Source organism: Aquibacillus rhizosphaerae (assembly GCF_030282825.1).
In the GTDB taxonomy this organism is placed as follows: Bacteria; Bacillota; Bacilli; order Bacillales; family Amphibacillaceae; genus Aquibacillus_C; species Aquibacillus_C rhizosphaerae.
In genome coordinates this window covers 91,510-104,116 of record NZ_JASTZU010000063.1, presented here as the reverse complement: position 1 = coordinate 104,116, position 12,607 = coordinate 91,510, and the positions used below count along the sequence as shown (strand labels likewise).

Annotated in this window: 15 protein-coding genes; all 15 read right to left on the bottom strand. The window is 38.3% G+C overall.

Annotated features, from left to right (window positions below):
• Positions 1-13 precede the first annotated feature (13 nt).
• Entirely contained in the window at positions 14-3,181 is a 3,168-nt protein-coding gene (locus QQS35_RS20620) for a phage tail spike protein (RefSeq protein WP_285934138.1), read from the bottom strand.
• Entirely contained in the window at positions 3,178-4,677 is a 1,500-nt protein-coding gene (locus QQS35_RS20615; protein WP_285934137.1) for a distal tail protein Dit, read from the bottom strand. Before QQS35_RS20615 ends, QQS35_RS20620 begins: the two co-directional genes overlap by 4 nt.
• A gap of 11 nt (positions 4,678-4,688) precedes the next feature.
• Positions 4,689-7,259 (bottom strand): phage tail protein, encoded by a 2,571-nt coding sequence (locus tag QQS35_RS20610; protein WP_285934136.1) that lies wholly within the window; start codon positions 7,257-7,259, stop codon positions 4,689-4,691.
• 4 nt (positions 7,260-7,263) lie between these two features.
• A complete protein-coding gene (locus QQS35_RS20605; RefSeq protein ID WP_285934135.1) occupies positions 7,264-7,590 on the bottom strand; it encodes a hypothetical protein in 327 nt (108 codons plus the stop codon).
• Between the two features lie 41 nt (positions 7,591-7,631).
• Positions 7,632-8,021 (bottom strand): tail assembly chaperone, encoded by a 390-nt coding sequence (locus QQS35_RS20600; RefSeq protein ID WP_285934134.1) that lies wholly within the window; start codon positions 8,019-8,021, stop codon positions 7,632-7,634.
• 54 nt (positions 8,022-8,075) lie between these two features.
• The gene (locus QQS35_RS20595; protein WP_285934133.1) at positions 8,076-8,621 is read right to left on the bottom strand and encodes a phage major tail protein, TP901-1 family; all 546 of its coding nucleotides are present in this window, start codon (positions 8,619-8,621) and stop codon (positions 8,076-8,078) included.
• An 11-nt stretch (positions 8,622-8,632) separates the two neighbouring features.
• Entirely contained in the window at positions 8,633-9,022 is a 390-nt protein-coding gene (locus QQS35_RS20590) for a hypothetical protein (RefSeq protein ID WP_285934131.1), read from the bottom strand.
• Position 9,023: 1 nt separating this feature from the next.
• Positions 9,024-9,371: an HK97-gp10 family putative phage morphogenesis protein gene (locus tag QQS35_RS20585; RefSeq protein ID WP_285934130.1), complete on the bottom strand. Its 348-nt coding sequence runs from the start codon at positions 9,369-9,371 to the stop codon at positions 9,024-9,026.
• The gene (locus tag QQS35_RS20580; protein WP_285934129.1) at positions 9,362-9,673 is read right to left on the bottom strand and encodes a hypothetical protein; all 312 of its coding nucleotides are present in this window, start codon (positions 9,671-9,673) and stop codon (positions 9,362-9,364) included. The genes QQS35_RS20585 and QQS35_RS20580 overlap by 10 nt, the downstream gene beginning before the upstream one ends.
• A complete protein-coding gene (locus tag QQS35_RS20575) occupies positions 9,673-10,011 on the bottom strand; it encodes a phage head-tail connector protein (protein WP_285934128.1) in 339 nt (112 codons plus the stop codon). The genes QQS35_RS20580 and QQS35_RS20575 overlap by 1 nt, the downstream gene beginning before the upstream one ends.
• A 4-nt stretch (positions 10,012-10,015) precedes the next feature.
• Positions 10,016-10,357 (bottom strand): hypothetical protein, encoded by a 342-nt coding sequence (locus tag QQS35_RS20570; protein ID WP_285934127.1) that lies wholly within the window; start codon positions 10,355-10,357, stop codon positions 10,016-10,018.
• A 12-nt stretch (positions 10,358-10,369) separates the two neighbouring features.
• Entirely contained in the window at positions 10,370-10,588 is a 219-nt protein-coding gene (locus QQS35_RS20565; protein ID WP_285934126.1) for a hypothetical protein, read from the bottom strand.
• A 52-nt stretch (positions 10,589-10,640) separates the two neighbouring features.
• A complete protein-coding gene (locus QQS35_RS20560; protein ID WP_285934125.1) occupies positions 10,641-11,630 on the bottom strand; it encodes a major capsid protein in 990 nt (329 codons plus the stop codon).
• Between the two features lie 22 nt (positions 11,631-11,652).
• Positions 11,653-12,336 (bottom strand): capsid assembly scaffolding protein Gp46 family protein, encoded by a 684-nt coding sequence (locus QQS35_RS20555; RefSeq protein ID WP_285934124.1) that lies wholly within the window; start codon positions 12,334-12,336, stop codon positions 11,653-11,655.
• Positions 12,337-12,464: 128 nt separating this feature from the next.
• Positions 12,465-12,599, bottom strand: coding sequence for a hypothetical protein (locus tag QQS35_RS20550; RefSeq protein ID WP_285934123.1), 135 nt, complete (start codon positions 12,597-12,599; stop codon positions 12,465-12,467).
• Between the last annotated feature and the right edge of the window lie 8 nt (positions 12,600-12,607).

Below are 12,607 nucleotides of genomic sequence, written 5' to 3'. Positions count from 1 at the left end.
GTCTTCCCTCCTTTTATGCGTTATAGTTACCTCTCCAATAAGAGTAATCGGCCTCTTTGTTTACATATAACCAGAAACCATCTTTAGTGATATTAGCTACCCTACCTGTTGCTGTGTACGAAGTTCCACTTAATCCTACTGAAGAAGGTATATAGGTCTTTTTCGTTCTAAAGTTTACTCCCACACCTGAAACAGCACCGGTAAAACTACTCTCCGTATTCCTAGCTCCAGTTCCACAAAAACCATTTTCTGGTCGCATTGTTGTCGGGTCGCCTGATGATTTAAAATCTATAACATCATTCACATACCCAACCCTTAATCCGAGACCGATAACCGTATCAATATCAAAAGATACTGAACCGCCTTGAGTCTCTCCTCCGTAAATGGTAAGATTCCTTTGATTTCTCAGGTCGATAACTAACCCGTCAGCTGTACTTCCGAGTCTACCTTGTAAGATCCCATCTCTAATGAAATTAATGTCTGATAACAAGGTCCCTGTTGTATTTAAACTTAAGCTTTTACCTATACTCATGTCTTTATCTGTCGACACACTACCTGAAAAGTTTCCATCCGCACCATTCAACTTCCCTGCAAATGTAACATTACCATTAGCATCTACAATGAATTGATCATTCACATTTAGCCCTAATAAGGATTTAATGTGATTGGCGGTAATGGAGTTAGCTATAATAGCACTCTCTCCAAACGGTGCTTCTACCCATAAACTACCATCAAATCGATACATCTTATAATCGTTGTCTATATCAAACCATACGTCATGTGTTTTGCGTCCTGTTGTTGATGGTTGTGTAGGCGAATATAAAACAGTGTTCTTGCCATCCGCAGTTGTTTTAGCGCTATCGGCTACCGATTGTGCATTATCTGCTACATCTTGAGAAGTGTCCCCATAATCGGAATTCCTTGTGTATGTAGTATATCCTGTAGGTATACTACCAACTTCCCAATCCAATCCTACCCATCCTGAACTCTGGATATTTTCTGTTATCCAGCAATGTACACTCATTGGAGATCGGGAATTGCTAGGTATAAAAACTTCTAGATATACAGGATCATAAACACCATACTTAACAATCCTAACCTTCTGGAATACCGGAGTGCCTCCATATCGTGTGGAGGATAGTACTGTAATAGTGGGTCTACTTCCATAATTCACAGACGCTTCGAAAGTTAATACTGCATGATTACTCGATGTGATATCCTTCAATATAAATTTACCATGCGCTCTATTACCGGAATTATAAGCAATCCTATACCAATCGCCAGGAACTACATCCGCCTGATAATAATAGTTTTTGCCTAAAGTATTAAAAGCTTCACCAAAGCTGGTATTCCCATCAACTATATTTGGACCCTGAGCGCCCTCTGGCCCTATAGGACCCTCGACCCCCTGAGGTCCAGTATCGCCCTTCTCACCTTTAACTCTATTCCAAGTATAATCACTGACATTATTACTGTCAGGGCTACTAAAATCCACATAAGTACCAATATAAGTACCAACAGTTTCACCGTTATTCGCTGTAAAGGTATTACCACCATCATTACTATATCTAATGTGTAAATGAGAAGTTTTACCATCTGAACCAGTTTCACCTTTTACACCATCTGAACCTTTTATTAAAGTCCAAGTGTAGCTAGTATAAGAAGTCGGAGCTATTGGTTCTGTGGTTGTAACAACCCCTATATAAACCGCGTTTGTCGGATCAGTGGTCATTCCACTACCATCTGAGTTTTGACTGTACCTCACCCATAAGTAAGAACTAGTTCCATCTTGGCCATCCAAGCCATCAAAATAATCAACACCCTTAATTGGTGTATAGCCGTCCTCACCTTTTGGACCACTCGGGCCCAGCTTCCATTCCGTTCCATCCCATACCTTCCAAACAACATTATCAGGGTTACTATTGTCTACCCAGATTACACTTTTATCTGTTGGTGCCGTGGTGCTCATTACTTTCTTTTTCTCTGCGTACTGTTCAGTGAATACGGTACTGTCTTCATATGAGGTTTGGTCTTTACCATCAATCGTGTTCTTGTCATAGGTGACTTCCAACACTTGGAGTTCACTCATTTTTTTACTTATTTGAGTTTGTAGCGACTTCCATATAGCCTTTACTTCATCTTCAGTAAATTCCTCATAATCACCTAAAGTAACTTTCTTGTTGCCCTTCTTAACAATATCCCTATCCATTGTGTGAATTCTTGCTTCTAAATACAAAGATGGATCATAGCTAGTATCCTTAATTCTAATTGTGTCAGCAAAACGGATGCGCTTGTTTTCCATTCCCGGCATATGCTCCAAGTCAGCTATACCACCTTTATATTCTACAGATGCATTGATTCGTTTGTTTAATTCTGTACGGGTATATTGAGTTAATTGTTCTTCAGTCATATCTTGATTGGTACTTTGAGGCTCATATACTTCAATTAAATGTCTTCCATTACGACCCCAACGTTGCAAGGCATCTTCATCTGTTACTAACACGTCTAATCGTGTTCCATCTTCTTTCTCAAATACACCTCTAAGAGCAGTAACAATCTGATCCGTTTTTTCTATACGTCTTAACTCAAGCAAGTCTTGTCCAAATTCAACCGTTCTCCCTCGCCAATCACCTACACGTTCTACTAAATCAACATATCTACCAGTTATTTGAGAACCATCATGTTCTATACGGAAACGCAGTTCTAATCCGAATTCACTAGCAACTTTTTTTAGATATGCGAATGGATTCGTGTAATTATCAAAGATAATGGTTCGAACGCCCGCATAAGCAATCGTTCCTGGTTGCCATTCTGCACCTGATAAAGCATTAATTGTATGAACTTCTGCGCTATCTGCACCTGTTGTATGTGGCGCTATTACTCTTGTTTTCTTTAAATCTAAGTAACTAGCAGATGTATATACTTCTGAGTATCTTTGAATCCTATCAACTCCAGCTTCAAAGATAACAAACTCAATAAATTCTCCGTCTTCACTAGGAATAATCACTCGATTCCTTTTCCCAAGATATTTGGAAAAGCGTTTATCAGCAAATGTTTCAAACTGAAATGTTTCTAAATTGTTTTGTAAGGATTTGCGATGTTGGTTAGATAATATATTCTCTTTTGATATAACGTCCAAGATAGTGTCTGTTTGTCCATCTGCAATAAAAATCTCACTCATTTAAAACGCTCCCTGTACTTAACCCTTGTAATAAAACTATTAATTGGCTGTACAATTAATTGATTTTTACCTTTTGCTAATTTAAAAAAGTCGGCACCAAAATTAATCAAGTCCATTCGCAATTCTCCATTAATCAAGATATCTTTCGCTTTATGATCAAGTGTAATGATATCTCCTTCTTTAGCTATATATGGGATTCCATCAGGTTCTTGATTTATCTTATAAACCTTAATATCATTGACTCGTTGATCTGTTGCTTCCGTTGTTGGCCACTTTCTCATTGCTACTTGTATTTGAGCAATAGGTGCTGCGTACTTATCCAAACCATCTACATATTTAACGGTTGATTTAACAGCTACATGCATCCCATCTGGTCGAATGATTGCCCAATAAGGGCGCCAAACATTGCCTATTCTTTCAATGCGTAGCAATCCATTAAAGTTATTCCACCCAGTAGATTTGTTTGGCTCTATACTTACATTATGTCTATCATCAATTGGACCGAGTTGAAATTTACCAACGTTCTTGTCCTGGTATGCCCAACGATCTTCAATACCAATCTTAGCAACGGTATTATCTGCCGCATCTAAAAAGTAGATTTCTAGCATTCCATTTTGGAAGTCTAGGTTATTTTGCTCAACCATGATTTCTGCCCGAAAGTCTTGTAACGGTTCAGATAAGGGTTTTTTATCTGATGGACCTTGCCATGTTGGTGGTTCTATAACATCTCCATAAAGGTTAGGATACATACCTGCTCCATCCGATACCATTTCACCGGATATATTCCCATTGTCTACATAATTCGCCTGTGTCCATCCTGTCATAGTGCTCATAGTATCGTGTAAGATAAGTATTTCTGGCTCAAACACCGTATCTTCAATTGAAAGAGGTTTACCCACCATCATATATTCATTGTCTTGATTTTGAATCATAGCAAAGGTGACTGGTGCTAACAATTCCATCTCGAATATTGGATTCGCTTCTGTTGTACCTTCGTTTGTTATAGTGGCGATATCATTTTGGAAAGATGCTGGTATTTCTGAACCATATTTATATGGGTCAGAACAAAGAAAAGTGATTGTACCTACTAAACTATTGCTATTCTCTTCAGGAAGTTCATTTACTGATAATGTCGCATAAAAAATAGCATCCTCATCAGAGAACACTAATTCCTTTTTGGAGCCTTTCAACAACGAATTCAATCTGTTACATCGTTGCCTAAACCCTGCATTTGTTTTATCAGTTATTTGATACTTAACGACGATTTCTCTTTCGCTACTTGTATGTTCTTCTGATTCAAGTAAACCGTCACGTCCTGGTACTTCAGTGGTGTCAATTCGATTACTTTGATTGCTCCTACCAGATACAGTCAGAGTCGTAAAACTACCAGTGTCATCTGTTAACATATCATCTAGGTTAAGACTATTAAACGTGGTTTGAATTGATAAAGAGGTGCTAAGCACACCTCTTTCATTAAAGTCAACGAATCCGTACATAAAGCACCTCCTTATTGAAATCTACTTTTCAAACGAGCTTCTCTTTCTTGAGTAGTAGAGATATCGTCTACAAAGGTATTATATTCTCTTCCGCCAAGGTTCAAGTTAATATATGCTGGCTGTTTGTTATTAACTTTTATGTCAGCGTTAACCGCACTACTTACCTGTGCAGCACTATTACGTTTCAATCCCTTTAGACTAGATGTAATCTGCGATGATTTAACGCTTAAGTTTGGGTTGAATGAATTGGCTGTTGTTGCAGCGAGTCTTTCGGTTTCTCGTTGTATAGGTTTTTTTGCTCTTTTGATTGAGTCGCTAATAACACCAAAATCCATTCTATGAATGTCACTCAATGGTCCTGTTTTAGCAGGTGAGAAAGGCCAAAAGTCACGAACGTTACTAACGATATCTTCAACCGTTCCCAATATTTTATTTTTCACAGCTAAAATTCCATCAATAGCACTTTGAATAATCGCTTTACCACTATCATATAGGTCGATATCTGAAAAGAAATCCATCACATTATTCCAGATATCAGAAACTGTATCTTTTATATTTGTCATCTGATTTGATACCGCATCAGCCATTCCCTGAAAATCGCCAGTTAATAGCGCTTTTACGAAAGCTAGTGCATTTTTAAAGCTGTTTTTTATGAATTGCCAAACTATTTTTATGTGATTTAGCGCAGAATCCATATAATTTTTAATCACGTTATTAAAAATAAACGAAAATACTTGTTTGAGAACTGTTTTTATTGTTGATGTTGATGTTTTGAAAATATCTATCCAAAAATTCAAACTACTCGACATGAAACTACCTATTACAGAAAATATCTTTTTGGTAGTCTTCCAAATGGCATCCCAATTTTTATAGATGATTATTCCGAGTAAAATCACTGCTTGAATAGCTAATCCAATTGGACCACCAGCAAACCTTAGTAAGGAGCCTCCAATTCGAACAACCCACGGTATAACTTTCATAATTACACCGCCAACACCTGAAAAAGCAGAAACAAATGCAATGATATTAGGCACTATCGCAATAAGAACACCCGCAACAACTGTAATTATAGCTATGATCTTTCCTATAATTGGATAGGATTCCATCATGGAATTTGTCCAACTAATAAAGCTGTTGATGATGCCGAGTAGAGCTGCGCCCATAGGAGCAAGCGCAATACCTAGATTGATAATAAATGAAATAATATTTCCGATTAAAGCAATTACTTTAGGTCCATTCGTTTCTACATATTCAATAAATTTCTGAAATCCATCACTCTTTTTAACTGTTTCAGACCATTTTCTGAACTTGGCCATCATCTCAGCTAGTTTAGTAAAGATAATAGAGCTATTATCACCGAATGAAGCGAATAGGTTAATGATACCCTTGAACGTATCACCAAAGATTGACCGGATAATCGGTATATTCGTCCTTACATAGTCAACAAACTTCTGAAACCCTTTTGAGTTTTCGAGTCCAGCTGTCCATTCTGAGAAGCGTTTCATCATGTTCAAAAATCCATCTTGCATATCCTCAGATAATGGACCAAACGCAATCATAAGGTTTTGGACCCCCATCATTGTATGACCAAATGCTTTTCCAAGAGTAATCATTGCTGGTTCAACTGTATCGCCTAAGAATTTAGTGAACTTCTTAAACTGATCAGATTGAATCGCTCCACCTAGACTTTTAGATAATACATCAACTGCTTTCACCGCACCATCAAAGACCGGTTCTAGTTGCTTAATAAGTCCTTGTAACTGGTCTAAGCTACGGATGAATATATCCATAACAGGTTGTTCGAATTGTTTTGCAAACTTACCCCAGAACTTACTGAAACCTTGTAGTGATTTCAGTCCTTTTTGTTGCTCCTTAGATAATCCTTTAGTTGCCTGGGCAATTTGTTCATTGATTTTTGCTCTTTCTTTTGCGTCTGATGTATTTGCTAATTGTTCCTGAAATGCGGTAACTTCTTTGTTAGTCTCAAAAACACTTCCAAGCGCTGATGTAGCGACCGCACCAAATGCAACAGCACCAGAACCGGCAACTGCAAATGATGTAGCTAGTCCAGCAACACCACCACTAAGTACACCAATTGCATTTCCAACCGCCATAATGGCAGGTACCATTGATGCAATAATTGGAACTAGTGTTGAGGATATTGATATACCAATCCCTTGAAATGTGTTCTGAGCAACGGTATCAAACGCACGAATCGTATTAGCAATACGTCCCATCGCTGTTTGAAATTTGCTTATTCTAGCTTCAACAGGTATGACCACCGTTTTAGATAACGCTAGTTTGGCAGCCATTAAGAAACCTATCTTCTTTTTGGCTTCCTGGTTGTTTACATCCACATCGACATTCACATCTTTAGACGCACTAGCTCTAAAAGCTTCCATCTGCTTACGTGCAATTTTGATATTACGCTTTAATGGTTTTATGTTAGCGTCTAGTTCGGTATCTTCAGCGCTATCAGATTCACTCTTAAACTTCTGCGTTACCTTTCTAGCTGCATCGATTGCTTTCTTATACTTACCAACACTTGCTTTTAGTTCGGCATCAATGGAATAATCAGCCATTTAGTCACTCCTTTCTGGAGTTATGTCGTAATGCTAATTGAGCTGGTGATAATTTTTTATTAGGAGATTCTTTCTTCTTTTCTTCTTTAATTTCTTGATCTACAGATTCCAATGCCTTTTCATAATCAAAGAAGTCTTTGAAATTCTTGAAAACATATTCTTCTTTCGGCTTCTTGTCTGTACCTGTGTTCTCTGTTACGCTCGCATTACGTGTTAAAAATGCAAGCTTATGCATCCTGTATTCTTCATCAATTTCTTTGTATTCCCGCGCATATCGCTTGTAATGAAACTCAGTCAATGTCATTTGTTCCACGTCAGCTAATCGATTCATATCAAGCTTACGCATGGCATAAATAACAATTTCGTTATACGTTATACTGCTTTGGGTTTGCTCTCCTTCTTGACCTTCTTCAGCTCCTGGTACTTCTCTGGAACTAGATTTCGGGTCATAGGTCGCTTTCCCAACTCCCCCATTACTTGCGCACCAAACTCTTCTAACCCTTCATCGTCCGCAATGTCATCAAGAATAGCTTCAAATTCTGCGTCCGTTTTAGGTGGGTTTTTATCATGTGCGGTCGCTGCCTTAATCAGCTTGTACAAACAGATGACGTTACCTGATTGTAAGCCAGGTGCAAGCATTGTTTCTAAACCTTGACCTAAACTTACGCTTTCTACCTCTAACCCTAATGATCGATCTATTTCTGTCAGTGTTCTAAGCCCGAATGATAGTTCTATGTCACGTTCTTTAAATGTAATATGCAAAGTAATTCCTCCTGTTTAATTCAAAATAAAAAGAGAGGGGAATAATCCCTCTCTTTAAGCTGGTGCCGGTTCTGCTAATCCATCATCTGCTGGGTCTTCTGTCAGCAAGTCATGGAAAACATAAGATAGTGTTTCTAGGTCTGCTTCTGGAATAGTAACTAACCCTTTTTGTCGCTTAAATGATGTTACAAAAGTTCCAGATACTTCTGGGTCATCTTCTGCACCATCTGTTGTTTCCCATTCAGTAATATGACCTTGTCGATACTCAGCTGCATACTGAGTAACTATATCTGGTTCAACTCCGGTTTCTGTTGGTTTTGATAAATCAACTTCCCACATTTCAACCGGGAAATCATCAACGATTGAATCGCTTAACATAACAAATGTTGGGTCCGTTTCTGCTTGTAATGCTGAAATACTTACCTCATCTTCCAATGGTCCTCCATTTGAGACATTGCCATCTTTGGTAACGGTTGATTCACGATCACGAGAGTATGATTTAGAGTGTTCTGTTTGAAACACGAGTTTTGCACCTTCTGAAGCTTCACCTAACTTACGAAAATATAATACTTTGCTAACTCCTTTAGCTATTTCAGCCATATCATGACCTCCTAAGATATTTTGTATTCGACTTGAATAATCCCATGCAATAGGTTATCGGTCGTGGTATTGTCATAGATTTCATTCGAATCTAAGGCTATCAATCTCACATTATAATTAGTTAACCTTGTGATTTTTCTGAATTCCTTTTCTAGCTTGTGCACCATATCCGCAAATGTCGCCCTGTCGGTTGCTAATGCCCACACATGGACCGTTTGCGTTAATGTACCTGTTATGACTGTTTTATTGTTAATCACATCAGCACCAATCGTTTCGCCCACATGAACGAAGGGATAAGGTACCCCTTGTTCCTTTGGGGGAGAATAATCATAGGTGCTATAATTCAACGCTAATGATTTCTTAAATACAGTGTTAAACAGTTGTATTTTTGGTGACTCCATACTATTTCACCAATCTTTCTATATCCTCTAAAAATTTCTTTCTCTGTTTGAAATAAGCATCACGTAGAAACCATGTAGCATCCATGTAACGTGTACCGTAGTTGAGATAACCGCCGTGTTCAGAAGCTACATTCGTTCGGTAGTTTAACTTATCGACCTTTTCCGTTTTCGTATTCCTCATGGTGTAGCCAGTCGCATACCCTTTATCAAAACGTTGTCGCTCATTTTTAACCGTTTCTTTCGTCATCTCAATCGTATTGTTCTTAACAATCTTATCGACATCATCTTCGATTTCATCATGCATACGATCAAGATTAGCTAGTAGAGCATCCAATCCATCTAAGTCCATGCAGATACCCCCTCGAGATAAAAAACGCTCTCAGAACGATGTGGTACATGTCTGAGAACGTTATATTTATCACCATTAACAACTGCTTTGTCAGCAAAGTCATTATATGGACGTTGCAAGCGTACTGTCGTGACTTTTTGATTGATGGAACCAAATACTGCACTAGTCTTTTCTAAGCTTACAGGTGATGCATTACACGGTAGTGTTACACCTTCATCAACTGTCACTTCTGTTTTACCAGTAGAAGGATTGTATTGGCTTCCTTGACTTTTGTGTAAGGTGATTCTATCGCTGTATCGCATCAGAAGAACCTCACCTTTCCTACACGATCATCTTTTGGTGTGTATGTTTCTAAGATTGATAGATAAGGTTTGAAATCATCCTCATTGAATGAAACTGAATGCCCTTCAACTGATTCCGACTTCATCCCCTCACTACCGATTCTGTTGTATCGATTGATTGTCATTTCTTCAACGATGAATTGCAATTCTGTAGGGATGGCATCTAATTCAGCATGTTTCTTAAGCCATATTTTCAACCGTGATTCGATATTATTGATAATTAAGTTGATTACATCATCTTGTAACGTGTCCTTAATACCTAATATGACTTTCACATTATCCTTTGTAGTTGTGGCCATAAGATCACTTCAATTCTTTTTCGGCTTCTAGTGCTTCTTCTTTCCCTTGTATCTTTTCACCATTGGAAAGTTCGAACCATCCACCGCCAGTGTGTTTAGGGAATTCTTCATCACCTAGGGTAGCTTCCGTTTGTTCTGTCGCATCCTCAGCTAAATTACCCTCATCCGAATTACCTTCATTTGGTTCAACAACCTCTTCAATAAGAACCATCTCACGATCGTTATCCTCAGAGGCTAATTCTTTTAATCTATCCTCTGATACACCTTCAACTGGATATTCTTTGTCTTTACGATAGACTTTATTTGTATGTTTATCTGTAAAACTAGCAATTACTCTGTATGTCATAAATAACCCTCCTTATGCTAATGGTGCAGATAACAATTCAGCTAATTCCTGTTTGTCATCTGTTGATTTATACTCAATTTCCAACTCGTCTAATCGTGCCCTGATTTCATCATTGGTATATTCTTTGATTTCTTCTACAGTTAAATGTTCAAGTACTATTTTGGGCTCTTGTTGCTCTTTCTCTTTTTGAGCTTGTTCTCTACGCATTCGATTAAATGCAAATAACCCCACGACTTCACCCACTTTCAAAAATTAATAAGCGCCCTGTTAAGAGCGCCTATCATCATCCGTTTGTAATTAAAGAAACCACTTTAATTTTTTTGTTTTCATAAACTTTAGACCAATTTGCTGCATCTTGTAATTCGGCGTTCGTTGGAGCGTGACCAGAAACATTAGCGTCATTCCACTTAATTCCACGTGGATGCAAGATAAAGTGTTTACGTGTAACCATTACAGAATCACCTGCAAGAATGTCACGGTCTGTCTCTGTAGGATGTTCAGGTGCACCTTCGCCATATCCAAGGAAACCACCACCGAATAAGTAAGATGTATATTTCTTAGATGGGCTTGTGCCATCTGTTCCATCCTCTACAGGGCATCCATCATCAACAATAACGCGTTTCCCAAGATAAGTAGGAATTGTTAGATTACCTTGGCTATCTTTGATATATTCAATTAAATCTTGCTTTACTAGATTGAAATAAGGAACCGAATGCATAACGATAGCACGAAGTACCTCGTGTGCATCTCCTAACTTCGAAACAGTATCTACAACAGCGCCACCACTTATTTTAGTAGTATCTGTAACACTTCCTTGAGCTTCAACAGCAATTTTATTCTCGTGCGAATTTTTTAATCCTGCTGCAAAGACACCTTTTAAAGTAGAGACTGTTACGGCTTGCATACGGCGGTCCCAATATTTAGCGACCAAATCGCCTATAGCCCCCGATGGATCCGCACCTGATAATGTAGCTGCTAGATCGTTTGTGCTCCATGAACGACGACGTAATTGACGCACAGCTACATCTTGACCAGTTCCAATTTTCCCTGGTACAGATGGAGTAGTATCGCTATCCACTTCATCTTCACCTGATAGGTCATTGAAGTGCGGCATGTTTACGGTACGTCCTCCGCCTTGAGCTAGTCTATCGTACTCGTCTGACTGCTCGATGATTCCACTTTGGTATAAAGCAGAAAGTTCCATTGTTCGATTGATTACATAGGGGTTAAAAACTTCTGGTACGATAATATCTGATACTTGTGTAGTTGGCATTTAAATCATCCTTTTACATTTTTTATTTGGCCTGCGCCATTAATTGCTTTGCTCGTTCTGGGTTTTCTTTAAAAATCCTAGTTTGTTCTGTTAAGTTGATTTCACCTTGATTCCAAGGGTTCTTGCTTCCAGAAGCGCCGGTTGAACCCTTTGGTGTTTCTTGGCGTAATGCTTCCTTAACTTTTTCTTGGACTGCATCATCAAAAGACTTTTTTAGAACAGAGATTTGTTTTTTTATCTTTTCGTTATCTTGGATAGTTAGAAGTGATTCAGCAAATTCACCAGGTAGGCTATTATCCTTTAAATCTGTTTGAATTTCAGAAAGCAGTTGTTTGTTGTTTAATTCTTGCTCACGCTTTTCTAATGCTTCAACACGCTTCTGATACTCAGCGTCTTCTTTTTCTTTAGCTGTCAGTTTCGCGTATTCCTCAGCAGTTTTCTTAGCGTCAGCTTCAATCTGTTTCTTTTCTTTCTCCCATTCAGCCCTTTTCTTTTCAAGTGACTTAGAAAGCTTCCTATCTGCTTCTGCTTCAATCTTCTTGTCCAACTCTTCCTGAGTTAACTCCAATTTTGCTGGTGGGTCCTGCGGTGGATCTGCAGGAGGGTCAGCTGGTGGATCGTTTGGATCAGCAAAGAATTGAAGATTTAGCTTTAATGGTTCAGGATTAAAAAACTTTGAGTTCATCACATTTATTGGTTTTGTCATTTGTCATTCTCCTTTGTCCCATCAACACTTATACACACGCATTCGCCCATGTAGTAGCCCTGATACGATTGATTTTTAGTCAAAATAAATAAGCCTGTTTATAACGTCTGTTGCTCAAAGACGCATATTTACTTAGTTGCCTTATGCTTAATTTCCTTACGCTTAGGTTGCTCAACATTAATCGGTTTTGGAGGTTCGTTCATTTTCTTTAATTCTTGCAAGATGCTTTTTAATGTTTGATCTATTGATTTCATGTGTTCCACCTAATCAC

Bases quoted from the DNA above. Each gene is read 5' to 3' on its own strand.
- QQS35_RS20620 (WP_285934138.1), bottom strand. From the start codon at position 3,181: ATGAGTGAGATTTTTATTGCAGATGGACAAACAGACACTATCTTGGAC.
- QQS35_RS20615 (WP_285934137.1), bottom strand. From the start codon at position 4,677: ATGTACGGATTCGTTGACTTTAATGAAAGAGGTGTGCTTAGCACCTCT.
- QQS35_RS20610 (WP_285934136.1), bottom strand. From the start codon at position 7,259: ATGGCTGATTATTCCATTGATGCCGAACTAAAAGCAAGTGTTGGTAAG.
- QQS35_RS20605 (WP_285934135.1), bottom strand. From the start codon at position 7,590: ATGAATCGATTAGCTGACGTGGAACAAATGACATTGACTGAGTTTCAT.
- QQS35_RS20595 (WP_285934133.1), bottom strand. From the start codon at position 8,621: ATGGCTGAAATAGCTAAAGGAGTTAGCAAAGTATTATATTTTCGTAAG.
- QQS35_RS20590 (WP_285934131.1), bottom strand. From the start codon at position 9,022: ATGGAGTCACCAAAAATACAACTGTTTAACACTGTATTTAAGAAATCA.
- QQS35_RS20585 (WP_285934130.1), bottom strand. From the start codon at position 9,371: ATGGACTTAGATGGATTGGATGCTCTACTAGCTAATCTTGATCGTATG.
- QQS35_RS20580 (WP_285934129.1), bottom strand. From the start codon at position 9,673: ATGCGATACAGCGATAGAATCACCTTACACAAAAGTCAAGGAAGCCAA.
- QQS35_RS20575 (WP_285934128.1), bottom strand. From the start codon at position 10,011: ATGGCCACAACTACAAAGGATAATGTGAAAGTCATATTAGGTATTAAG.
- QQS35_RS20570 (WP_285934127.1), bottom strand. From the start codon at position 10,357: ATGACATACAGAGTAATTGCTAGTTTTACAGATAAACATACAAATAAA.
- QQS35_RS20560 (WP_285934125.1), bottom strand. From the start codon at position 11,630: ATGCCAACTACACAAGTATCAGATATTATCGTACCAGAAGTTTTTAAC.
- QQS35_RS20555 (WP_285934124.1), bottom strand. From the start codon at position 12,336: ATGACAAAACCAATAAATGTGATGAACTCAAAGTTTTTTAATCCTGAA.